Origin of the sequence: Acinetobacter sp. Marseille-Q1623 (assembly GCF_902809895.1) — a bacterium.
In the GTDB taxonomy this organism is placed as follows: Bacteria; Pseudomonadota; Gammaproteobacteria; order Pseudomonadales; family Moraxellaceae; genus Acinetobacter; species Acinetobacter piscicola_A.
Genome location: NZ_CADDWG010000001.1, coordinates 2483872 through 2509735 on the forward strand (window position 1 = coordinate 2483872; position 25864 = coordinate 2509735).

At 39.6% G+C, this 25864-nt stretch carries 18 protein-coding genes; 6 read left to right on the forward strand and 12 right to left on the reverse strand.

The annotated features are described in order from the left end of the window. Positions 1-51: 51 nt before the first annotated feature. The 10 genes from HUV91_RS11855 to HUV91_RS11900 form a co-directional block, all read right to left on the reverse strand. Positions 52-1473: an FAD-dependent oxidoreductase gene (locus HUV91_RS11855; protein ID WP_130074434.1), complete on the reverse strand. Its 1422-nt coding sequence runs from the start codon at positions 1471-1473 to the stop codon at positions 52-54. A gap of 72 nt (positions 1474-1545) precedes the next feature. After that, positions 1546-6021 carry a glutamate synthase large subunit gene (gene gltB, locus HUV91_RS11860; RefSeq protein WP_174493482.1) on the reverse strand — a complete coding sequence of 1492 codons (4476 nt, stop codon included), beginning with the start codon at positions 6019-6021 and terminating at the stop codon, positions 1546-1548. A gap of 421 nt (positions 6022-6442) precedes the next feature. Next, positions 6443-7312: a hypothetical protein gene (locus HUV91_RS11865; RefSeq protein ID WP_174493483.1), complete on the reverse strand. Its 870-nt coding sequence runs from the start codon at positions 7310-7312 to the stop codon at positions 6443-6445. Between the two features lie 13 nt (positions 7313-7325). Continuing rightward, positions 7326-8405 carry a 3-dehydroquinate synthase gene (aroB, locus tag HUV91_RS11870; RefSeq protein ID WP_130074431.1) on the reverse strand — a complete coding sequence of 360 codons (1080 nt, stop codon included), beginning with the start codon at positions 8403-8405 and terminating at the stop codon, positions 7326-7328. 25 nt (positions 8406-8430) lie between these two features. Further along, positions 8431-8973 carry a shikimate kinase AroK gene (gene aroK, locus HUV91_RS11875; RefSeq protein ID WP_130074430.1) on the reverse strand — a complete coding sequence of 181 codons (543 nt, stop codon included), beginning with the start codon at positions 8971-8973 and terminating at the stop codon, positions 8431-8433. Between the two features lie 36 nt (positions 8974-9009). Then, positions 9010-11175 carry a type IV pilus secretin PilQ family protein gene (gene pilQ, locus HUV91_RS11880; RefSeq protein ID WP_174493484.1) on the reverse strand — a complete coding sequence of 722 codons (2166 nt, stop codon included), beginning with the start codon at positions 11173-11175 and terminating at the stop codon, positions 9010-9012. A gap of 16 nt (positions 11176-11191) precedes the next feature. Further along, on the reverse strand, positions 11192-11719 hold the full coding sequence (locus HUV91_RS11885; RefSeq protein ID WP_130074428.1) for a pilus assembly protein PilP: 528 nt from the start codon (positions 11717-11719) through the stop codon (positions 11192-11194). Positions 11720-11721: 2 nt separating this feature from the next. Beyond that, complete coding sequence (locus HUV91_RS11890; protein WP_174493485.1) at positions 11722-12525, reverse strand: type 4a pilus biogenesis protein PilO; 804 nt, start codon at positions 12523-12525, stop codon at positions 11722-11724. Continuing rightward, positions 12522-13154, reverse strand: a complete 633-nt coding sequence (locus HUV91_RS11895) for a PilN domain-containing protein (protein WP_130074426.1) — start codon at positions 13152-13154, stop codon at positions 12522-12524. Before HUV91_RS11895 ends, HUV91_RS11890 begins: the two co-directional genes overlap by 4 nt. Next, positions 13154-14212: a pilus assembly protein PilM gene (locus HUV91_RS11900; RefSeq protein ID WP_130074425.1), complete on the reverse strand. Its 1059-nt coding sequence runs from the start codon at positions 14210-14212 to the stop codon at positions 13154-13156. The genes HUV91_RS11895 and HUV91_RS11900 overlap by 1 nt, the downstream gene beginning before the upstream one ends. Positions 14213-14373: 161 nt before the next feature. Here HUV91_RS11900 and ponA point away from each other — a divergent pair, with 161 nt between their 5' ends. After that, positions 14374-16947: a penicillin-binding protein PBP1a gene (ponA, locus tag HUV91_RS11905; protein WP_174493486.1), complete on the forward strand. Its 2574-nt coding sequence runs from the start codon at positions 14374-14376 to the stop codon at positions 16945-16947. A 442-nt stretch (positions 16948-17389) separates the two neighbouring features. On the opposite strand, the gene HUV91_RS11910 is transcribed toward ponA, so the two are convergent. Further along, the gene (locus tag HUV91_RS11910; protein WP_174493487.1) at positions 17390-18979 is read right to left on the reverse strand and encodes a TerC family protein; all 1590 of its coding nucleotides are present in this window, start codon (positions 18977-18979) and stop codon (positions 17390-17392) included. A 355-nt stretch (positions 18980-19334) separates the two neighbouring features. Here HUV91_RS11910 and HUV91_RS11915 point away from each other — a divergent pair, with 355 nt between their 5' ends. Further along, positions 19335-19958: a TIGR00730 family Rossman fold protein gene (locus HUV91_RS11915; protein ID WP_174493488.1), complete on the forward strand. Its 624-nt coding sequence runs from the start codon at positions 19335-19337 to the stop codon at positions 19956-19958. Positions 19959-20021: 63 nt separating this feature from the next. Here the strand turns inward: HUV91_RS11915 and HUV91_RS11920 are convergent, their stop codons facing one another. After that, a complete protein-coding gene (locus tag HUV91_RS11920) occupies positions 20022-20987 on the reverse strand; it encodes a hypothetical protein (RefSeq protein ID WP_130074421.1) in 966 nt (321 codons plus the stop codon). A gap of 401 nt (positions 20988-21388) precedes the next feature. Here HUV91_RS11920 and mdtD point away from each other — a divergent pair, with 401 nt between their 5' ends. The 4 genes from mdtD to creB all read left to right on the forward strand — a co-directional run bounded on the left by mdtD (position 21389) and on the right by creB (position 25864). Then, on the forward strand, positions 21389-22780 hold the full coding sequence (gene mdtD / locus HUV91_RS11925; protein WP_174493489.1) for a multidrug transporter subunit MdtD: 1392 nt from the start codon (positions 21389-21391) through the stop codon (positions 22778-22780). Positions 22781-22856: 76 nt separating this feature from the next. Beyond that, entirely contained in the window at positions 22857-23609 is a 753-nt protein-coding gene (locus HUV91_RS11930) for a GH25 family lysozyme (protein WP_174493490.1), read from the forward strand. A 95-nt stretch (positions 23610-23704) separates the two neighbouring features. Further along, positions 23705-24760, forward strand: a complete 1056-nt coding sequence (gene dinB, locus HUV91_RS11935; RefSeq protein ID WP_174493491.1) for a DNA polymerase IV — start codon at positions 23705-23707, stop codon at positions 24758-24760. Positions 24761-25123: 363 nt separating this feature from the next. Beyond that, positions 25124-25864, forward strand: a complete 741-nt coding sequence (creB, locus tag HUV91_RS11940; protein WP_174493492.1) for a two-component system response regulator CreB — start codon at positions 25124-25126, stop codon at positions 25862-25864.

The following is a 25864-nucleotide window of genomic DNA, read 5'->3' on the forward strand; positions in this document are numbered from 1 at the left end:
ATGACTGCGGGCTTTGGAAATGGGTCTTTGAATTTTAGACGTATCATCCAATCAAACGTCAAGGTAATCCAAAATACCTTCTGCTGCCTGACGACCTTCCCAGATAGCAGTCACTACCAAGTCAGAGCCACGCACCATATCGCCACCCGCAAAAATTTTCGGATTAGATGTTTGGAATTTATATTCTTGTTTCTCAGCGGCAACAACACGCCCAGAACCGTCAAGGTTAATATTTGCATCTGCAAACCAATCTGCTGGACTCGTACGGAAACCAAATGCCAATAAAACTGAATCAGCTGGTAAAACTTCTTCAGAACCTGGAATTGGCTCAGGGCTACGACGACCACGACTGTCCGGTTGACCCAATTGAGTCGTAACAAATTTAACACCTGTTACTTTTCCATTTTCACCAACAATTTCAATCGGTTGACGGTTAAATTGGAATTCCACACCTTCTTCACGTGCATTTTTTACTTCACGACGTGAACCCGGCATGTTTTCTTCGTCACGGCGATATGCACAAGTCACAGAAGTCGCACCTTGACGAATTGAAGTACGGTTACAGTCCATCGCAGTATCACCACCACCAAGAACGATCACCTTTTTACCTTCAACACTGATGTATTCAGACGGATCTTTTTCCCAACCTTGGGTGCGGTTCACATTCGCAATGAGGAAATCAAGTGCATCGACCACACCATCTAAATCCTCACCTGCAAAACCACCTTTCATGTAAGTGTATGTTCCCATACCCATAAAGACTGCATCATAGTCAGCAAGTAACTGATCAATGGTCACATCCGTGCCAATTTCAGTATTTAAACGGAATTCAACGCCCATACCTGAGAAAATCTCACGGCGACGTTTCATCACATCTTTTTCCATTTTAAATTCAGGAATACCAAAAGTGAGCAAACCGCCAATTTCAGGGCGCTTGTCGAATACAACAGGCTTAACACCATTACGCACTAAAATATCTGCACAACCTAAGCCTGCTGGACCTGCACCAATGATGGCAACTTTTTTATTGGTCCATTTCACAGATGACATATCTGGACGCCAGCCGAGTGCAAACGCCGTATCATTAATATATTTTTCAGCATTACCAATCGTCACTGCACCAAAACCGTCATTTAAGGTACATGCTCCTTCACATAAACGGTCTTGTGGACATACACGACCACACACTTCAGGCAAAGTATTGGTTTGATGGCAAAGCTCTGCCGCTTGGAAAATGCGACCTTCTGCAATCAGTTTCAACCAATTTGGAATGTAGTTATGTACTGGACATTTCCATTCGCAATATGGATTACCACAACCTAAACAACGGTGGGTCTGATTTGCTGCCACTTCGGCTGTAAAAGGTTTATAAATTTCCACAAACTCTGCTTTGCGGACATTGAGATCTTTTTTCTCAGGGTCTTGGCGTGCGACATCCAGAAATTGAAAGTCATTGTTTAGGCGCTCAGCCATGTCTCTCTCCGTGGGTAGGCACAAACAGTGGATTGATCTGTTGTGCCTGCCTATGTATCAGCAGTAGTAGAATTATTGTGGATCAGCTTTGGTTGTTTTTAATAAGGTCTGTAAATTTGCAGCCTTTGGTTTAACCAACCAGAATTTACGACTGTAAAAATCAAACTCATTACGAATTTTATACGCCCAAGCACTACCTGTTTCAGCAATATGTTCATCCAAAATACGAAGTAAGAATTCTTGATGTTCTTCCATCGCTTCTGTAGAAATACGGTTCAATTCGATAAGTTCATGGTTATAGTAATCAACAAAGTCATTATCTAAGTCAAGTACATAAGCAAAACCACCTGTCATCCCTGCACCAAAGTTGTGTCCAACTTTGCCCAGTACTGTCACGATCCCGCCTGTCATGTATTCACAACAATGGTCGCCTGCACCTTCAATTACTGCAAACGCACCAGAGTTACGTACCGCAAAACGTTCACCTGCTGTACCTGCTGCAAACAACTTACCGCCTGTTGCACCATAAAGACAAGTATTACCAATAATCGCGGTTTCTTGAGTTTGGAAAGGTGAGCCTTTTGGTGGGAAAATTGAGACACGGCCACCCGCCATGCCTTTACCCACATAGTCATTCGCATCGCCTTCAAGGCTGATATGCAAACCACCTGCGTTCCACACACCCAAAGACTGACCTGCTGTACCCGTCAAATTCACTTTAACAGGATGGTTTTCCATGCTTAAGTTACCATAACGCTTCGCAATTTCACCTGAAATACGTGCACCGATTGAACGATCACAGTTACCGACAGTAAAGTGATATTCACCGCCTGTACCTGCTTCAATCGCAGGCAACATTTCTGCCACCATTTTCTCTGCAAGAACACCTTTATCAAATGGTGCATTGCCTTGAACTTGACAATATTGCGCTTTACCTTCAGCAGCAGGATGCGATTCTAACAACGCACTTAAGTCAAGGTTGGCATGTTTTTCAGTTTCACCTGGTAACATTTCAAGTAAATCAGTACGACCAATCAAGTCTTTTAAGCTTGCAACACCAAGTGCTGCCAACCATTCACGTGTTTCTTCGGCAATGAAGTGGAAGAAGTTAATCAACATTTCAGGTTCACCAATGTAGTGTTCCTGACGTAAATGATCTTGTTGAGTTGCAACACCTGTTGCACAGTTATTTAAATGGCAAATACGAAGATATTTACAACCCAAAGCAATCATTGGTGTAGAACCAAAGCCAAAGCTTTCAGCACCAAGAATGGCAGCTTTAACCACGTCTAAACCTGTTTTCAGACCGCCATCGGTTTGTACACGCACTTTACCACGGAGATCATTTACGCGAAGCGCTTGGTGAGCTTCAGAAAGACCCAATTCCCATGGCGAACCTGCATGGTGAATCGAAGAAAGTGGAGATGCTGCTGTACCACCGTCATAACCTGAAATGGTAATAAAATCGGCATAAGCTTTGGCAACACCTGCGGCAATCGTACCGACACCTGGCTCAGATACCAATTTCACCGATACCATCGCTTGAGGATTGACCTGTTTTAAGTCAAAGATCAATTGTGATAAATCTTCAATTGAATAAATATCATGGTGTGGTGGTGGAGAAATAAGCGTTACACCTGGTACAGAATAACGTAAACGTGCAATTAAGCCATTCACTTTACCACCCGGTAACTGACCACCTTCACCCGGTTTTGCACCTTGCGCAACTTTAATCTGTAAAACTTCAGCATACGTTAAATAGGCAGGCGTTACACCAAAACGACCTGATGCAATTTGTTTGATTTTCGAGTTACGAATCGTGCCATAACGTGCAGGATCTTCACCGCCCTCACCTGAGTTTGAACGACCACCAATGGTGTTCATGGCAATTGCAATCGCTTCATGTGCTTCAGGAGACAATGCACCCAATGACATGCCTGCTGAGTCAAAACGTGGCAGAATTTCTTCAACCGACTCAACCGCTTCCAATGGAATGGAGTTATCAGTTTTGAGTTTTAATAAATCACGAATGGTTGCAATTGGACGTGTATTTACAAGCTCTGCGTATTCTTTAAAGTCAGCATAATTGCCTGAACGCACTGATTTATGTAAGGCATTGATTACGTCAGGATTAAAGGCATGGTATTCCTTGTCGAAGACGAATTTCAACAAACCACCCTGCTCGATTGGTTTACGTGATTTCCACGCTGTGTCTGCCAGTTTTTTCAAATCATTTTCAAGGTCAACAAAAGTTGCACCTTTAATACGGCTTGGTACACCTGTGAAGCATTTATTGACCACTTCTTCAGATAAACCAACGGCTTCAAACAACTGACCACCACGGTAAGAGGCAACAGTCGAAATCCCCATTTTCGAAAGAACTTTCAATAAGCCTTTTTCAATACCTTTACGGAAGTTGGCTTGTGCATGGATTGGATCGCCCAATAACTCACCTTTCGCGATCAAATCATTGATCACGTCATACGCTAAGTATGGATAAATCGCAGTCGCACCAAAACCAAGCATTACCGCAAACTGATGTGCATCACGTGCTAAAGCAGTTTCAACAATAATGTTGGCATCGGTACGTAAACCCACTTCAATTAAATAATGATGAATCGCACCTGTCACCATCGCAGCATTGGCAGGCAAGAAACCTTCACGGATTTTTTTGTCCGAAATCACCAATAATGTTTTGCCATCACGAATCGCCTGAGCTGCCTCGCTACAAATACGCGTAATTGCTGCTTCCAAACCTTCGTTTTCAGCATAGTTCAAATCGATGTCTGCAATTTCATATCCCTTACGACCAAGGGTACGAATTTGGTGCATTTTTGAATTAGATAATACAGGGCTTGAAATAATCAAACGGTCTGCATGCTCAGGACCTTGTTCAAAGACATTTTGTTCACGACCTAAACAAGTTTCGAGTGACATGACAATTGATTCACGTAACGGATCAATTGGTGGATTGGTCACTTGGGCAAACTGTTGACGGAAATAATCTGTCACATGGCGAACTTGACGTGACAATACAGCCATTGGTGTATCATCACCCATCGAGCCAACAGCCTCTTGACCACTTTCAGCGATTGGGCGAAGCAATTGATCACGTTCTTCAAAGGTCACCATAAACATTTTTTGTGCCGATTTTAAAGCATCGCCTTTTAAACCTTGGTCACATAAATACTCTTCAAGCTCAGGGCTACCTTGTACACGTACTGAATTTTCACGTAACCATTCACGGTATGGACGCATTTTTTTCAGGTGGTTGCTGACATCTTTAGTATCAAGCATTTTACCTGTAAAAGTATCAACAACTAAAATTTGACCTGGTCCCACACGACCTTTAGACACTACATCTTCAGGTTCATAACCCCAAACCCCAATTTCTGATGCAAGTGTGATATAGCCATTTTTAGTAATCACCCAACGTGCTGGTCGTAAACCATTACGGTCAAGCATACAAATTGCATGACGACCGTCTTGAATAACCAGACCTGCAGGACCATCCCAAGCTTCCATATGCTTAGAGTTAAACTCATAGAATGCACGTAAGTCAGCATCTAGAGTTTCCACGTTTTGCCAAGCTGGTGGGACTAACATACGTAATGCACGGAACAAGTCCATACCACCACCGACCAAGATCTCAAGCATATTATCCATACTTGAAGAATCCGAACCTGTACGGTTTACAATCGGATTTAAATCAGTTAAGCCTGGTAATAATGGATTTTCGAATTTCGGGGTACGTGCTGCAGCCCAATTGCGGTTTGCAGTAATGGTGTTGATTTCACCATTGTGTGCCAAATAACGGAATGGCTGTGCCAATGGCCAACGTGGCAATGTATTGGTAGAGAAGCGTTGGTGAAACACTACGATATGCGAATCTAAACGCTCATCTGCAAGGTCAGTATAGAAGTCTGCAATATAAGCAGGCATCATTAACCCTTTATAACTGATCACAGTTGAACATAATGTAGTGACATAAAAATATGGATCATTCGTGATTTTTTGTTCAGCACGACGACGTGCCATAAATAACTTACGGTTAAATTCCGCTTCAGTCACACCCATTGGGCAATTGACAAAAATTTGTTCAAATGCAGGTAAAGACTGCATTGCGATCGAACCAAGTGCATCATTATTAGTTGGAACGACACGCCAACCAATCACACGACAACCTTCTTCTTCGATTTCTTTGGTCAGTACTTGTTTTGCATGTGCTGCTAAAGCAGGATCTAAATTTAAAAAGACGGTTCCGACCGCAAAAATTTCACTCAGGGTAATATCACTGATTTTTTTTGCTTCTTCACGAAAGAATGCTTTTGGCATCGCTAAGAGTAAGCCACAACCATCACCGGTCTTACCATCTGCAGCAATACCACCACGATGCGTCATACAACTTAAACTATGAATTGCGGTCTTGACGAGGTCATGACTTGCATCACCCTGCATATGGGCGATCAAACCGAAACCACAGTTATCTTTAAACTCATCCGGTTGGTATAAACCTTGAGCGGGAGCTACAGTATTAGGCGATGGCATGTGCATAGCGTACCCTTCTTTTAACAAAGGCCCATAAGGGCAAAAATCTAATATATAAAACCAGTGAGAGTATTGACTAATCATTAGTAATACACTTTCGGTTCTCACTACTCCAGTTCGTTTTGAATTAAATTGCAAATAGTTTTTACTTGTTCACTCTGCACTTATTTAAAGCAATCCAACTGGTTTCAAGCATCAATTGATTTAATCAGTTTGCGCCAAAATAGGGACAACTTCATCAATCAATGCACCAATAAAGCAATAAATATGCCAAAACCTATTTTTATTCACCATTTAATGCAAATCTAATAAAAATAAAGCTTCTTTTCAGTATTTATTCTTTATTTCTTTTATACATCATTGCACCATTCTTGTGCAAATGCTTTTATTTAGCCCCAAATTCGCTCTATTTTAGTACCATTCAGTTAAATGGGTCACTAATTTCCTGCGTAGTTGGTTTTCGTTCTATTGTTGGTGCAGTTGTTGTATTCGTTGTAGGCGTTGTGGTTGTCATTGGCCGCTTTTGCTCTGTAGCTGCTGGATCTTTATTTACTGGAGCTGTAGAGGGTGTCGAAGTTGTAGGTGCGACTGTTTTGGTTGTACTAGAAGAAGATGGCGCAACAGGCTTAGGCTGTGCCAACAAAGACTCATCAATAATAGGTAATGCAGCAGGTCTTAAGTTGATATTATAAAGTTTATTTCCACCCAACATTTCCTCTGAACCCAAATCATTGACCAAACTTGCATATTGCTCCAAACCAACTACTTGCGGTTGAATCGTATTTGGTAATTTTAATGTGGTTAGTTGTTGTAATGCTGCTTTGGCTTGATCATCATTTTTATAAACACCATATGCCATGACATATTGTTCAGCTTGATCTTCAGCACTTAAACGAAAATAAATCAAATTTTTACGGTCTGCTTGCTTCAATAAAAAACCACGAATCACATCTTCATTCGATGATTTAAACAATTCAATAATATAATTTTTCTTATTTTCCTCAAAAAATTTAGTCCCACGAAACTCAGGCTCATGATTACCTGAAGCAACCACTCGCGTGGTCATTTCAAGTGGGCGGACTTCATCCATTAATGCACCAAGATGGGTCGTTGCAGCAACTTTCTCAGGTTGGATTTGAACTTGAGTTTCCTCAATTGGATTACTGACTTCAACCAACTCTTTGGTATCCGTCATGGCCCAAAAAATCAGTGCAGCAACAAAGCACAGCAATCCCATTATTAACCAAATATAGTGTTGAATATTCTGCCAATTTAAACGAATTGCTGCCATTGCCTGAACCTTATTATGCTTGGTTAGCGAGAATTGCCTGTTTCATCAACTCTACATCAAAATCTTTGGTAATTACTGCTTGCCCAAGTTGCTTCATGAGCACCAAACGCAATTGACCATTTAACACTTTTTTGTCGTGTGACATATATGCCAAAAACTCCTCAAGTGGAATTTTAGGACATACTATAGGTAATTTGGCACGTTGTATGATTTTTTTTGTACGTTCTAAATCATCAGCACTGATCCACCCCATCCGCTGAGATAGATCAGCCGCCATGACCATACCTGTTGCTACAGCTTCGCCATGCAACCATTCACCATAACCAAGATAGGATTCAATTGCATGCCCAAAGGTATGCCCTAAATTGAGCAATGCACGTTCACCTTGTTCTTTTTCATCATTAGCCACAATACGTGCTTTATGCGCACATGAACGATAAACTGCTTCTGCTAATAATTCAGCATCTTGTTTCAGCAAACCCTCGATATTCTGCTCAAGCCATGTTAAAAATTCTGCATCGCCCAACAAAGCATATTTGATCACTTCAGCCAAACCTGCTGATAACTCACGCGGTGGCAAGGTACTCAGCTGTGCCATATCGGCTAAAACCACCTGGGGTTGCTGAAATGCACCAATCATGTTCTTGCCGAGTGGATGATTAATTCCTGTTTTACCACCCACACTTGAATCAACTTGCGACAACAAAGTTGTCGGAACCTGAATGAAATAAACACCTCGTTGAAAACATGCTGAAGCAAAACCAGCCATATCTCCAATCACACCACCGCCCAGTGCTAATACCGTTGCATCACGGTTAAAACCATTTTCCAATAAAGCATCAAAAATTAAATTCAAATGTTCAATATTTTTATATTTCTCACCATCAGGCAACACGCATGTGGCAACTTTTTTTCCTAATTTCTTAATCGCTTCAACATAATATTCTAGATATAAAGCTTGTACAGTTGTATTTGTCACAATCATCACTTGCTGCCCCTGAATATAAGGTTCGAGTAATTCTTGCGGGTTTAAATGACTACCAATAAAAATTGGATAACGACGATCACCAAGTTCAACATGTAAAGTTTGCATGAATACCTATGCCTAACAACCAAGATTAAATAATATCTTTAGAAATAATCAATTGTAAAATACGTTGTGCTAAATCTCGCGCAGCACCTTGATTGGTCTCAATAATATAATGTGCGACCTCTCGATATAAAGGATCACGAACATTTAACAGGTCTCTTAATTTTTGCTCTGGATTTTCCACTTGCAATAAAGGACGATTTTTATCACGGTAGGTTCGTTGTAATTGAAGTTCTACAGGCGTATATAAATAAATGACGATACCACGATGTTTTAAATATTCTCGATTCACCGCTTGTGTGACTGCACCACCACCTGTAGCAAGAACTAAATTCTTTTTGGTCGTTAACTCGTTAATTACCACTGACTCACGAGAACGAAATCCCGTCTCCCCTTCCTTTTCAAAAATCCAAGGAATGGTTGCACCTGTTTTACGCTCAATTTCATGATCACTGTCTAGAAATTCACGTCCTAACAAATCTGCTAAATGTCGACCAACAGTTGTTTTTCCTGCTCCCATTGGCCCTACCAAATAAATATTTGGTAGGGTTTCAAACTCTTTGCTTGGCAAGGAGTCACCTATTGAATTGCTGTCATTGAAAGTATATTAATGATTTCTACTACGACTGTCATTAATAATTCGAGGAGTCACAAAGATTAACAACTCTCGTTTGTTTTCAACTTTAGCATCGTTACGGAATAAACGCCCGATATAAGGTAAATCACCAAAGAATGGAACTTTCGTTGTGGTATTTTGCGTTTCTTGTTCAAAAATACCGCCTAGCACGACAGTTTCACCATTATCAACAAGCACATTGGTATTGATTTCATTTTTATTTAAAATCACTTCACCATTTGGTGCTGTATCACCACGTGAATCGCTGGTAATGTTCAATTGCATTTGAACTTTCCCATCAGGTGTAATACTTGGTGTCACATCTAAACTCAGCAATGCATCTTTAAATTCAGTGGTTGCTGTTGAACCCGCAGCAGAATTTGTCGTTGTGGTATATGGAATCTGTTGACCTGAAGACACTTTCGCTTTTTGCTTATCGGCTGTCATAACTTTTGGTGTCGAAATCACCTCACCATAACCATCTGCTTGTAAAGCAGATAATTCTAAATCCAACATAAAATCAGACAAACTAATCAAACCAAATGCAATTTTACCTGCAGCATTGGCCACACCTAAGTCAACGTTTAGGTTATCTGGACGAGTAATGGTAATTTTCCCATCATCATCAGGATTTTTTAAATCTGTTAATGTCTGATCACTCCCACCAACTAGCAAGTCATTATTACGAGGTACACCTTGCGATAAAATCCCCCATTTTACGCCCATCTCTTTCGAGAAGCCCGTAGATGCACGGACAATACGCGCTTCAATCATCACTTGCTTCACAGACACATCAAGCAAATCGACCATTTTACGAACTTTATCAATATTCTGTGCAGTATCATTGATAATCAATGTATTGGTTCTTGTATCTGCAACAGCACTACCACGTGAACTAAGTAAACTTTCAAGTGCTAATGAGTCAGTATTTGTTGTGCCATTTGTCTGTGCATTTTTAACGCTGCGCGAATCCTCTAATAATTTTAGTACATCGGCAACTTTGGCATAACTGAGTTGAATGTATTCAGTTTGAATCGGTGCGAGTTTAATGCTCTGCGCAATCGCTTTAGCTTCATCTTCTTCTGACTTGATCAACTCAGGTACAGGTGCAATCCAAATTACATCACCACTACGGCGTTTGTCCAAGTTTTTGGTTTTCAGGATAATATCAAGTGCCTGATCCCAAGGGACATCTTTTAAACGTAAGGTAATATTGCCTTGCACAGAGTCTGCAGCAACCATGTTTACTCCGGTAAAATCAGCCAACAGCTGCAATACACGGCGTACTTCAATATCTTGGAAGTCTAAAGAGATTTTCTTACCTGTATACGTTTGACTTGAACTCGGTTTGTTTGGACGTGTGTCTTCAGGGCGTTTCAGACTGACTGTGAGTTTATCTTCAGCTTGGTATGCCATATATTCATAGCTACCAGTGGACTGAATGGTAATCACACCATTATTACCATCATTGTGTGCATCAATAGTTGCTACAGGTGTTGCAAAATCATTGACATTTAAACGGCGAATTAAGTGTGTCGGAATTTTATTACCTAACACGCGCACAACAACTTTACTGCCCTGTTGTTGTACATCGACAGGAGTATTCACACCTGCCAAATTGATACTCACCTGACCTTCACCTTTGCTACCACGTTGGAAGCCAATATCCGATACACCTTGTGCAGATTTTGCTGTTGCTGGTGCAAAATTTTCAAGAGTATTGCTTTGATTGGCACTATTAATTTTTAAAATAAAAGTATTGCCTTCAACACGTGTTGTGAAAGTACTTTTATTATTGAGATTAACAGTCAAACGTGAACGCTGTGCATCCGAAGCAACATTAACTGCCGAAGCTTCTGAAGTAGACACAGGAATTGCTGCTTGTGTTAGTCCTTGTTTCGTATCATTAAAGTCAAGTACTAAGCGAGAGGGTGACTCTAATTGGTATGCTTGAGGTTGTGGTGGTAAACCATTAAACATGACACGAATTTCTGTACCTTGCCCAGGTAGTTGCATGGGTACTACATTGGTCATTGTCACTTGTGCAGCAGCTGCTTGCATCACCGCAATCGATACTGCCGCCATTGAAAATTGACGTAAATAAGTGTTCATAAATATGCCGTCCCCACCCCAAAAGTTTTTAATGCTATTTTTCATTTTTATTCCTTCATGCTCAATCTAACTGACCGATCAAGACTAGACTACGTGGTCGTTCAATATAACCATCACGCCCGTCAGGTATAATCTCTAATAAATCAATTCGTGTCGGAGTGATTGAAATAATTCGCCCCTGATTCATTCCCAAATAGTTGCCTATTTGTACACGTTCTACTTCTCTATCAGGTGTTTGAATCAGACCCACGATTTGCCCTGAATTTGATTTCATACTGCCTTTAAAACTTAAAGTTTCAAGCGCATAACTTTCTAAAGGTTGTGGCTGTCTTGAGAAGTTTGGATAAACACGCTTCCCTGACATAATTTTCAATTCATTTGCCAATGAACTCGGTAGAAATGGGCTACGTAATTGTTGAGCAGAATAGTTAAAGCTTGGTACAGGCTCAAAAGTCGGCGCAGGTTCAATCGGTAATGGTGGCTGATTTCGAATTTCTGCCATTTGTTGATTGACTGCATCAATACGTGAATCACATCCAACCAATAAAACAGCAAGAGAGAGTCCACTGATTAATTTAAATAAATTCATGCTTATCTTCTCCCCTTGTTATTTGTTGTTTGTGAAGAGTTATTTGAGCTTGAAGTTGTACTTGCTGCTGCTGAAGTCGTTGTTGCTGTCGTACTTGTATCAGAAGCGACTTGACCAGAAGCAGGTGTAGTTTCAATATCTGTACCGATGTAACGATAAGTCTTAGCTTTTAAAACATAATTGACTAAAGGCACATCAGACTTCGCATCTTTTGGCGCTTCAGCTGTAATGGTAAAATCATGCAACGTCACAATTCGCGGTAAAGCAGCAATACTGCTCACAAAACCACCAAAAGAATGATAATCGCCTGTTGCTTCAATTGAAATCGGTTGTTCAATAAAAAATTCTTGCTGAATTTCATCTTCGAGTCTGATGTTTTTAAATTTCAAACCAGAACTCACACCTGTGACGTTAATATCTTCAACCAAACCTGGGATTTCAGTTTCTTTCGGCAACTGCTCCAACTGTTGTGTAAAGTCCATTTGCATTTGCTGCAATTGTGCTTGATATTGTTGAAGGTTTCTAAGTTTTGAATCTTTTTCTTTAAATTCATTTAATAAGGTTTGTTCTTGTGCACGCGCTGAATCAATCGCATCAAGTTTTGGTTTGATCACCAGAAAATAACCAATTGCACACACGACAAATAGGATAAATAACCAACAGGTAATTTTGACCGAAATTGGCCAGCTCCCGTAGTTATTCATATCTAAAGTATTAAATTGCTGAAAAAATTTATCTACAGACATTTTTTTCTTTTGCGGAGTATCTTTGACTGAATCTGCTTTTTCAAGATCTAAACGACTCATTTAGCACCTCCAGCTGCTTGTGCCTGTTCTGCATCAGGTTTCGCCGCTTGTGCAATTTCCCCGATATCCACACTCACAACAAAACTTCCATAAGATTCTTCAGCTCTCGGGACAACCGAAGTCGCTGGTTTATTTTTGTTTTCTTCTGCCGCCAAGAATGAATTCATGAAGGCATTTCGATACCATTCTGATGCTTCTAAACCACGTAAAAAATCTGCGACCGTATTTGGACTTTCTGCTTTACCTTCAATGGTAAACTTATCTCCAGTCCGACTAAATTTAGTGATATACATTGCAGGTGGTACAACACGAACTAACTCATCCACTAAACGCACAGTTACAGGACGCTGCCCTTGTAAACCTTGAATTAGTTTCATACGTTCAATAATCGCATTACGCTGTTCTTGCAAACCATCTAATGTTTTTAATTGCGTATCCAAGTTCTGATTAGTGCTAGTAACCAATTGATTTGCTTGTTCTTGATCATCTAATCTTTGATTAAAATACATCCAAGCCAATAATACGATGATAAACCCCAATACAGCGATTCCAATACTAATCGCAACAAATTGCTTTTTTCGTTGTTCTCTTAGTTCTTCACGCCATGGGAGTAAATTAATCTTTGCCATTAATCAAAACTCCTCATTGCTAAGCCACATGCGACCATTAAGGAAGGTGCGTCATTTTCTATTTTTTTCAAATCGATTTGTGGTGAAAAACCCATTTGTAAGAAAGGATTTGCCACAGTGACTCGATAACCCAATTTTTGTTGTAATAATTTCGCAAGTCCTGGAATATTGGCATTGCCTCCAGCCAATAAAATATGATCAATTTCATTAAATTGAGAGGATGAGAAAAAGAATTGTAATGAGCGTGCTGCTTGTTGAACAACAGCTTCCAAAAATGGAATCAACACTTCTGTTTCATAGTCATCAGGCAATGAGCGATCTTTTTTGGCACGGCCCGCTTCTTCATAAGAAAGACCATAACGCGCTTGTACATCTTGGGTCAGCTGTTTCCCCCCAAAGACTTGTTCACGCGTATAGATAATTTTACCGTTTTGCATGACAGACAGTGTAGTCATGGTATGCCCGATATCTAAGATCCCGACCATATTCGCGCCAATAGGTAAAGTATCCGCGAATACTTCAAAGGCACGCTCCATGCAATAGCTCTCTGTATCAACCACTTTTGCAGTCAATCCAGTAATCTCAAGTACTTCAACGCGCGAGTCGACATTTTCAGTACGTGTTGCAACAAGCAATACATTCACCCGATTTGGGTTAGGTAACTTGTCAGGTAAAACCTCAAAGTCTAGACTGACTTCATCTAATGGGAATGGAATATATTGCTCTGCATCCATACGAATTTGAACTTCGCGTTCTTCATCGTTCATGTCTGCATCCATTTCAATGACTTTTTGAATCACCATAGAGTTAGTCACTGCTACAGCCGCATTCGTGGATTGAGGATTGGCAATATTCATCGCACGCTCTAAAGCATCCGAAACTGCTTCTGGGTTGAGAATATTCTTCTCAACCACACTTCCATCTAACAATGGACTTAATCCATAGCTTTCCACCCAATAACGACCGTTTTTAACAGAGAGTTCTAATATCTTTACAGAGGTTGAACTGATATCTACCCCTATAAGCCCCTTAACTTGCTTACGACTTATTCTAAGCACGACAGAATTCCTATTATTTTTATCCCCAAAAACGTCACAAACTGATTGCAATTGGTCTAAATTTTTTATAGATACAATAAGTCATCTAACAATCTGCTAAACGAAAAGCTATACTGACCATCAATTAGTTTGCTATTAGCTCTTATTAAAACTTACTTGTTATGAAAAAGCTATCTCGATCAGGGTATGTTCATCCATTTTTTTTGCTGATTATCATTATTTTAATAGCAATCCCGATGGGTTTTTATGGAATGTACCTCTATATTGCACCATCTTTACCAGAAATGAGCTCTTTAAAAAAGGCGCCATTACTTAAACCTATGCAGGTATATACTGCGGATAATCAATTAATTGCGGAATATGGTGGCAAACTTTCTGTACCCGTTGAATACAATCAAATCCCAAAAAACTTTATTCATGCGTTCTTGGCTGCTGAAGATTCATCTTTTTTTGAACATAGCGGTGTAAGTTTTAAAGGTTTAGGGCGTGCTGTCAGTGAATCTGTCACTGGTGGTGCACAAACAGGTGGTTCAACGATCACCATGCAGGTGGCTAAGAATTATTATTTATCACCTGAACGTACTTTAAAACGAAAATTAACAGAAGTTTTTTTAGCAAGAAAGATTGAACAAAATTTATCAAAAGAAGAAATTATGACACTTTATGTCAATAAAATCTTTTTAGGTAAAAATGCTTATGGGATCGCAGCAGCAGCAAAAATTTATTATGACAAGAGCTTAGATCAACTCAGTATTGCGCAGATGGCAATGATTGCTGGATTACCCAAAGCACCTTCAAAATATAATCCTGTTGCTAATCCTGAACGTGCTTTAGAACGCCGTAATTGGATTTTAGGACGTATGTTGCAATTGGGGTATATCAATCAAGCACAATACAACAAAGCTGTGGCAGAACCTGTCAGTTTGAGTATGCCTGACCGTGGTATAAACAATAAGTTTCCATATGTTGGTGAAATGGTTCGTTCCGAATTGGTTGAAAAATTTGGCGAAATTGCAGTAGATTCTGGCTATAAAGTCTATACGACGATTGACAGTAAACGTCAACAATATGCTGAAGATGCTGTACAAAAAGGCTTAGAAGATTATGACCGTCGTCATGGTTGGCGTGGTCCAGAAGCACATGATAAGCCTCTTAATGAGTTTTTACCATATGCGAACACCTATCCTGCTGAAGTGGTTAAAGTCTATGCCAATAGTTTTGATGCCCTAATGCAAGATGGCTCTAAAGTCACTGTTCCTTGGTCAGGCATGTCATGGGTCCGTCCATATCGTAATGCCAATAGCGTTGGTGGTGGATATAGCCGTGCATCACAGATTGTCAAAGTCAAAGATATTATTCGTTTACGTCCTAATGATGAAAAAACTGCGTGGGCATTGGTTCAAGTGCCTAAAGTTCAGGGACAATTGATTGCAATCAATCCGAATGATGGTGCGATCGAGGCCATTGTCGGTGGTTATAACTTTTATCAATCTAAATTTAATCGAGCTTTACAAGGTTGGCGTCAACCTGGTTCTACAATTAAGCCTTTCATCTATGCATTGGCACTTGAGCGCGGCATGACACCTTATAGTATGGTGAATGATAATCCTATTACCATCGGACGTTGGACACCGAAAAACTCAGATGGTCGTTATTTGGGTATGATTCCTTTGCGCCGAGCGTTGTATTTATCACGAAATACGGTATCAGTACGTTTATTGCAAAGTGTTGGTGTAGAGCGTGCACGTCAATTATTAATGGACTTTGGTTTACAAGAGGATCAAATTCCACGTAACTTCACCATTGCTTTAGGTACACCGCAAGTCTTACCTGTGCAAATGGCAACAGGTTATGCTGCAATTGCCAATGGTGGGTATCGTGTACAACCGCATTTCATCAGCCGTATTGAAGATGCATATGGCAAAACCATCTATGAAGCCAAACCTGAATATGCATGTATTTCATGTATTAATGAAAAAGATACAGATGTTGATGCAGAAGCAACAACCCCTGATGATGAAGTCATTGAAATGACCAATCAAACTGTAGAAGAAACACCTGCGCCTAAAGCGCTCAGTAAAGAAGAGCAAAGCCAATATCGTCAAGCACAACGTATTTTAAAATCACAATCTGCTTATGATATGGCCAATATTTTGCGTGATGTTATTGTGCATGGTACAGGTCGTGCTGCATTGAAAATTGGTCGTAGTGATATTGGCGGGAAAACAGGTACAACCAATGATGCAAAAGATGCTTGGTTTGCTGGGTTTAATGGTAAGTTAGTGACGATTGCTTGGGTGGGTTTTGATAAACCATCAACCCTTGGTCGCCGTGAATACGGTGGTATTGCTGCACTTCCAATTTGGACTAACTTCATGGGTAAAGCTCTCGAAGGGACACCATCAGCATGGGTACATTTCGATAAAAATGCTAAAGACCCAGTTTCAAGAGAACAACGTGGTCTATCTGAAAATGGAGAAAATACGCAAGCGAAGAAAGAACAGTATCGCACCTCACCGCCATTAGCACGACCTATTTATCGTCCTGCACCTGTGGCACCTGTTCGTAATCCATCCAATGACTTTGATGATTTACCAGGCCAAAGTAATGATGTAGAGCGCGTATTAACACCTACACGTCAAGCACCACCTGCGATGAATAATTCGCACTCTCAATCCTCTAATCATCAAGAATCACATGATTCTTTAGAAAAATTGATCAATGAAGTGCAATAAACTGCTATAAGGCATGCATAAAAAGAGCGTATTTGATATACGCTCTTTTTATTACCCTATGTAAATATCAAATAAAAAATTAAAAAGAGCATTAATGAATACACTTAAAATCAGTATAGTTATCAGCCTTTCGCTTATTGCAAAAAATTGCTAAACATATATTTTTTATAATTTTAAAATCAAAACCCTTCGTTTACGTTCGCTATATTCTTTTCTAATTTCAAACAATGACCTTAGCGTGAATGCAAGAACAAGTAAACGACATAGCTCATATCGCTTCATACAATCGCATCACCAACCAGAAAATGGCGCTTATAAAAAATCACTTTCAAAATGCAGATCAATTGCAAAGATGATGATAAGAGTGCAATACAAGCTATTTTTCAAACAAAAAAATAAGCTGCACACGGCAGCTTATTGCAGAGAAGATGATTTAAAACGATCAATCATCATCTTGTGGTTTTTCCAAGGGCACAATATGAACTTTATCAATCTTATGTCCATCCATTGTGACCACTTCAAACATATAGCCATCTGCTTCAAACTTCACACCACTTTCAGGCAAACGCCCTAAATGAAATAAAATATAGCCAGACAGTGTTGAATATTGTTCAGACTCATCAACAAGATCTCGTCCTAAAAGTAAAGACACATGACGAATGTCAGTTGACCCTTCAAGCATCAATGAACCATCTTCTAAACTTTCAGCTGCAGCCTCTAATTCATCTTCATCAGGGAATTCACCTGCGATCGCTTCTAACACATCGATGGGTGTAGCAATCCCTTCGATTGAACCATATTCATTCAGTACAATTGCCATCTGTAAAGGAGCTTGACGTAATTGCTCCATCACCATCAATACTTGTGCATTTTCATGCACAATTACAGGCTCTCGTAGATGTTTTTCGAAATCTAAAATACCCGTTTCAATATAATCGTTGAGTACTTTATGGGTGGGTACAATCCCTGCGATATTGTCCAATTCACCATGTGCCAAGATTAAACGTGAATGTGCCATCGACATTAAATTTTCTTTAATAGTGGCTTCATCTTCATCTAAATCTAACCACTCTAGCTCTGGACGTGGTGTCATCACTGACTTTACAGGACGCTCAGATAAACCTAAAACACCTTGCACCATGACACTATGATAAGCACTATTTTCTGAATCAAAGATTTCATCAGCTAAAGCTTGTGTCGCAAGAACATCTTCAGGCTTATGACTTTGAATATCAGAACTTGCCGCACTTTTTCCACCTAACATACGCATCACTGCGGAAGCTGTACGAAAGCGTAAATCTGTAGTCGTTACTGATTTTTCTTGGTTTTTACGCATGGTTTGGTTAAAGAACTCAATCATGACTGAGAAACCAATCGCTGCATATAAGTAGCCTTTTGGAATGTGATAACCAAATCCTTCCACAATGAGCGAGAAGCCGATCATCATCAAGAAACATAAACATAAAATCACGATGGTTGGATGCTTATTCACAAACTCCATCAATGGCTTAGATGCCCATAGCATGATGCCCACGGCGATTACAACTGCAATCATCATCACAGAGAGTTCTTTCACCATGCCCACGGCAGTAATGACACTGTCTAATGAAAATACTGCATCCAATACCACGATCTGAACAATTACCATCCAAAAAGCGGCATGTACAGGATTTTCTTCTTTGATCGGACCATGACTTTCGAGCTGTTCTCGCAGTTCCATTGTGCCTTTAAACAGTAGGAACACACCACCAAATAGTAGAATCAAATCTCGCCCTGAAAATGGATGTTCTAAAATATAGAATAAAGGATTGGTCAGCGTAATTACCCATGCAATGGACGCTAACAAGACCATCCGCATACACAATGCGAGCATTAGCCCTAAAATACGTGCTTTATTACGTTGTTCAGGGGGCAATTTTTCTGCAAGAATTGCAATAAAAACAAGGTTATCAATCCCAAGAACGATTTCTAGGACCACAAGCGTTGCCAAACCCACCCATGCGGAAGGATCGGACATCCATTCTAAAATCATGACTGTACCTCTCTAGACCAGAGAAGCACGATGCTTTTGCGTAAACTGCAGCTTAGATTCAATGGATGGAATACTTTTGTTATGTGAGAAGAATATGTTTTTTCGGAGCGATGACAACCACTACCCATGTTGATTCATTTGTTTGTTGTAAAACAGATGCCAATTATATCAAGACTCTTTAGGAATTCATCCTTTTTTTCAAAATCTCTATAAATCAGGCTTTTCACAGTAAATTCAAACACAATACATTACAAAACATTGCAAACAAAACATAACTGCATACAACCTTGTCATATTTATGGCGTAGAATCGTAATGAAAAATAAAGATTTAATGATGAAGGTGAAAAATAATTTATGAATAATGCATTAAGCAATCCACTTGATCCAACTCTATTAGCCGAACATCAAACAACACAAGTTTTAATTGCGCTCTATTGTGGTTCACGCTTTGGTCATCACCCGATTTATCAAGAAAAAGCCATTCATTTGGCAACCGGTATTGCTGAACATGGTTTTGGTATTGTCTATGGTGGTGCAAGTATTGGCTTGATGGGACAAGTTGCAGATACAGTCACTGAACATGGCGGAGAAGTTGTTGGCGTCATTCCTGAGTTTATGTTGGACTATGAAGTTGCGCATAAAAATCTAACGGAATTACATATTGTTAAAAATATGCATGCTCGAAAAGCCATGATGGCAGAGCGTGCGAGTGCTTTTGTTGCGCTACCTGGCGGTTTAGGAACATTTGAAGAAATTTTAGAAATTGCCACTTGGGGGCAACTTAATCAACACCAAAAACCAATGATGTTATATAACGTCAATGGTTTTTATAACCACATGATTGCACAGCTTGATCATGCAGTTCAGGAAGGTTTTTTACCGCCACAACACCGTGCAAAATTAATCGTTTGTGAAACAGAAGATGAAATTTTCTCTGCCATTCGTAATTTACATGCACCGAAAAAATTTGTGATTTAAACTTTTAGACAAAGCAGTCAAACAAAAAATCGAGCCAACGACTCGATTTTTTAATTTCAATATTTAAGATGTGATCCAACCATATAACCATGGCAACGCCGTTGCTAATAAAATACTGACCGCCAAACCAAACATTAATTTCATTGCATCCTTACTGACATTACGAGACGTCCGATACTTATTGACTTCGTTTAAATGCATTGCCATAGCAAACTCACGCCCTGCCAGCAAACCTAAAAACACCCATGTCGTACTCATGGGAATATTGCTCACTTCTTTAAAAATCAAAAGAATGAATGCATACATAAAGTCAATAATGGTTGCAGAGCGCACATCTTGCACTCCAGTTTTGGTATCAATGATATTTTGAATTGCCCCACCACGCTGATAGAACACTACGCCAAGTAACGTAATAAATACAACGATCGCAAATAACATAAACCACAACGGCACAACACGCGGTACATAAACGAAGATATTTGCCAAATCTTGAATTAACCACTGACTCCATAAAAAGCCTGTTGCTACCCACTGAATAGCAATCCACGTTTTGGGTGTGGGTTCATGTCGTGTTTCACTAAAATAAATCGTGACTTTTTTCACCACAAAACGATAAATCAAAATAGCCGCAACGAATGCAACGGCATATCCCATCATCGACTTCGTCAGCATGGCACTCAAACTGCTTGGTGAAAAAATGGTGAGTACTAAAAATGTAGTACTGACAGGAATACCAAAACGCGTAAGAAATAACAAAATGAGAGGTGGAATCACATACAACCATGTCATGCCCTCTTTGGGAAATGGAATGGTTTCTAATCGCCCATAAGATGCATCCCCCACACCTGATACCCACCAGCCATACAGCAGTACAAGGGTTAAAATCGTACTGGTATATAACCATAACATCCACCAAGGACGATGAGCATTGGAGGAAATAAATGTTCCTAAAGTCTGTGGTACGTCGTTGCCCACAATTGAATAAGCTGCTAAACAAAAGCCAATGATCATTAAAATATCAATGCTCACAGTGCCATACCTTTATGTAGACGCATATACGACATTCTTCAATTTGATAAAGTATGCGAGATTATGACACTTTTATGAATTTGCAAAATTTAAATTTCTCATATTCTGCAAAAATCAAAAGAAAAACGCAGAAATAATAGTTATAAGCATTTGAAAATGATAAATAATGATTAAAATAATAGATCGAATACACTACCTTGTTAACATCATATGCAAAAACCAGTGGGATCAAGTTTTAGGCCTATTGTATACACAGTCGCTCAATAGATCTGTGGATTGTGGTTATCATGCCCCCCTTAATGAAATGATGAGCATTTATTCACCCAAAACAAAACATGCTTTTTACAGCTTTCATATAACGTTTACTTTAGAATATTAAAAAATCTAACTTTTGCAGAGCTATGACCACCACGCCATCGCATCAAAAATTACAGCCTGAGTTTTATCTATTGGTCTTTTTGGTGTCCATTGGCTTTTTCATGCAAGGTTTAGACACCACCATTATCAATACTGCACTCCCCTCTATGGCAGAAAGTTTGCAGGAAGATCCATTACGCATGCATGGTGTGGTGATCAGTTATGTACTATCTGTTGCAGCCTGTATTCCACTCAGTGGCTGGCTTGCTGATCGTTTTGGTGTGAGAAATGTTTTCTTTGCTGCCATTGTGATTTTTACACTCGCCTCTCTCGGTTGTGCATTTTCAAGTAGTTTCAATACTTTAATTGCATTTCGAGTACTACAAGGTATTGGTGGTGCATTGCTGCTGCCGGTTGGTCGTTTGGCAATGTTACGCATTATTCCCCGTGAACAGTTTTTGTCTGCGATGAGTTTAATGAGTTTGGCGGGTTTAATGGGACCACTCATGGGACCAACTTTAGGTGGTTGGTTGGTAGAGTTTGCTTCATGGCATTGGATTTTCCTGATCAATTTACCCATTGGACTGTTAGGCATATTTGTTACTTTTAAAGCCATGCCCAATGCCACCGAACCTTCAGTGAAAAAGTTTGACTTCAGTGGCTTTATTTTATTGGTCATTGCGATGGTAGGTATGGCATTGGGTATTGAAAATATTGCAAGTCGTGAAGTTTCAAAAAGCGTCAGTCTTGCTTTATTGATAAGCGGTTTGATTGCCGCCATAATCTATGCCTATCACGCCCATACCCATCAAAATGCACTATTTCGCAGTAAATTATTTAAGAATAAAATCTATGCCCTTGGCATTTTGGGCAATTTCTTTGCACGTTTCGGCAGCAATGCAATTCCATTTATTTTACCTTTGATGTTGCAAGTGGCTTTTCAGATGGAACCACTGATGACCGGCCTTATGCTGACACCCATCGTATTGGGCTCGCTCTTTTCTAAACCGATCATCCGTCCGATCATCTCTAAAATGGGTTATCGAAGATTCTTACTGATCAATACTTTTTTGGTCGGTGCATGTATTGCAAGTTTTGCACTGACGACAGCAGACACACCAACATGGCTAAGAGCATTACATTTCTTTGTTTTTGGCACGCTAAATTCTTTACAGTTTGTTGCCATGAATACATTAACCCTCAAAGACTTACCTCAACAAGATGCCAGCAGTGGTAATAGTTTTTTGTCCATGATCATGATGCTCTCGATGAGTATCGGAATTGCTTTAGCAGGAACCTTACTCAATGTGTTCACGCACTTTTTAGGTGAAGCACAGGTTACACAAGCCTTTCATTACACTTTGATTTGTTTAGGTTTAATCAACATTTTTACTGCTATTATTTTCTATCAGATCCCTAAAGATCAGGCGATTTAAAAGATAGCTCATCATGGTCATGGTTTTGCCAAACAGTTCACGTTAAACTATAAATCTCGCCTCTTTTAGAATGACAATGCTCAAAAACTCAGCCAAGACTACAAAGCTCACTCATCATCGCATCGCATTGATCATGCTGATACTGTGCTGTGTGATCGGCTTCATTTTGATCATGTTACAGATTAAGATTGCCGCTGCTGAGCCTTATCCAATTCAAGGTTTTGATGTGTCACATCATCAAGGGCAAATCAATTGGCAAAAAATCTCACCACAACAATATCAATTCGTCTATCTCAAAGCCACAGAAGGCGGCGATTTTAAAGATACACAATTCCAAAACTATTGGCTCAAAGCACGCGAACGTGGCATGCGAGTAGGTGCTTATCATTTTTTCCGTCTGTGCCGTGAGGGTGAGATTCAAGCGCAAAATTTTATTGAAACTGTGCCAAACAAGCCTGATGCGCTACCGCCCGTCATCGATTTAGAATATGACAGTAACTGCATCAATATGTTTACGAAAGAACAACTGCTCAAACAAATCAAAACCATGCATGACCGTTTACAACAGCATTATGGTAAACAACCCATTTTTTATACTTCTAAAAATTTTTACAATATTATTTTAATCGGTGAATTCCAAACCACCCCGATTTGGATTCGTGAATACCACGATAAGCCAGACCTAAAAGACAAAAGACCTTGGACATTTTGGCAAACGACCAATCAAAGCAAAATTTCAGGCATCAATAAAAATGTAGATTTAAACGTTTTTTATGGTGATGAGACACAATGGCAGCAATTTTTGCAAAGCAACCATTTAAAACCTTAATACCATAAAATATGACGCACACAGATTTTAAAGATGAGTCCTCCGCCCAATTCAGTTAAGATAAAATCTATCTCGTCGCTTTGACTTGAGCATGTATGCGAAAAATCATTCATATTGATATGGACGCTTTCTACGCTTCAGTAGAATTGCGTGAATGCCCAGACCTCAGACACTTACCTGTTGTCATTTCCTCGCATCACCCACGGGCGGTGATTGCCGCAGCATCCTACCCTGCTCGTCAGTTTGGACTACGTTCTGCCATGTCGATGTCACAAGCCAAAAAACTGTGTCCTCAAGTTGTCGTCATCGAACCTCATTTTGAAAAATATCGAGAAGTTTCAGCACAAATTCATCAAATTTTCCAATACTACACCCCTCTCATTGAACCCTTATCTTTAGATGAAGCCTATTTAGATGTGACTGAAAATTTACACAATATTCCCAGTGCGACCGAAGTTGCTGAAAGGATCCGTGCTGATATTTTTCGTATCACAGGACTGACGGCGTCCGCAGGTGTTGCGCCCAATAAATTCCTCGCGAAAATTGCCTCTGACTGGCATAAACCGAATGGAATTTGCATCATAAAACCAAGCCAAGTGAAAGATTTCATTCATGATCTACCACTCAATAAAATTCCAGGTGTTGGCAAAGTCACGCAAGAAAAACTTAAAAATCTACACTTAGAAACACTCGGAGATTTACAAAAAATCGAGGAAAACATACTCATTCAACATTTTGGCAAATATGGCAAGCAATTATTTTTATATGCGCAAGGCATTGATGAGCGTCCTGTACAAACCGAACGGCAACGACAACAAATTTCCAATGAAACCACCTTTGATGATGATCTCACTTTGGAACAATGTAGCCTCTATTGGGACAATTTGATTGAGCGTGTATGGCGAAATTTAGATAAAAAAAACATGCAAGCACGTGGAGTGACGGTTAAATTAAAACTTAAAAATTTTCAGGTTTTACAACACAGTAAAAGCTTCAAACAGGCTTTAAATTCACAACATGATATGCAAAAAGTGGTGCAAATTTTATTATCAGAAATGCAGATTCCTGAACATTTTCAATTTCGCTTAATTGGTGTCGGACTGTATCAACTCTCAGCGCAACAAGAAGAATCACAATTATCGCTATGGTGATTTAGGAAAACTAAGAACCTCTGCAATCACCTGCCTACTTTTCAAGCAAATGGATTAATTTCAACCAAATATTCTCCCACCTGACTGAAAATTAGAGTACTCTATTTCGCGCAATACATTATCCATGTATCTGCTGAGTCAGTAGAAGTCACCAATACTTTTACTCTGCTGTCCTGTGATTGGCGTGACGATCAAATCCGAATGTTACAGGGCACTCAGAATAATATGGGTAAATTGTTCCCACCTTTGCACAATTCCGCATTTTAGTTTTTCTAAAGTTCACACAAACTTCATCTAAATTTCATTCGCCTAAAAGATTGATTTTCAGTACACTCAAATCGATTCAATGAAATTCTAAGTCCGATGAATAATAAAAAACAGATTTTATGTATTGAAGATGATGCCGCTATTTTAATGCCTTTACGTTATGCACTTGAACGTGAAGATTGGCAAGTCACTTGGGCAAATACAGGCACACAAGCAATTGCCGATGTGCAACAACAAAACTTTGATTTTATTATTTTAGATGTGGGTTTACCCGACTTAAATGGCTTTGATGTCTGTAAAAAAATTCGTCAATTTAATCATACTCCATTGTTATTTTTAACAGCACGCGATGATGAAATTGATCGTATAGTCGGTTTAGAAATCGGTGCAGATGATTACTGTACAAAACCCTTTAGTTCACGGGAAATTGTCTCTCGCATCAAAGCCATTTGGCGCAGAATGGAAATTCAAAATCAATTACAACATACGCCATCTAATGAAAATGTCCGTACTGAAATAACGATAGAGCCCCTCACAGCATCTGCTAAAGTTTGGCACTGTGTCGAAGAAGCTCTACAAATTTATTATTTTGGAACAATGTTGCAACTGACCCGTTATGAATATCGTTTATTGAAATTGTTCATTGATCATCCTGAACAGGTGTTTAGTCGGCAACAATTGATGGATCATATTTGGGAACATCCTGAACATAGTTTGGAACGCACAGTCGATACACATATCAAAAGTTTAAGACAAAAACTCAAACTGATTACAGCTATACACGATCCGATTCAAACTCATCGTGGTTTTGGTTATAGCCTAAAAAGAATGCAATAA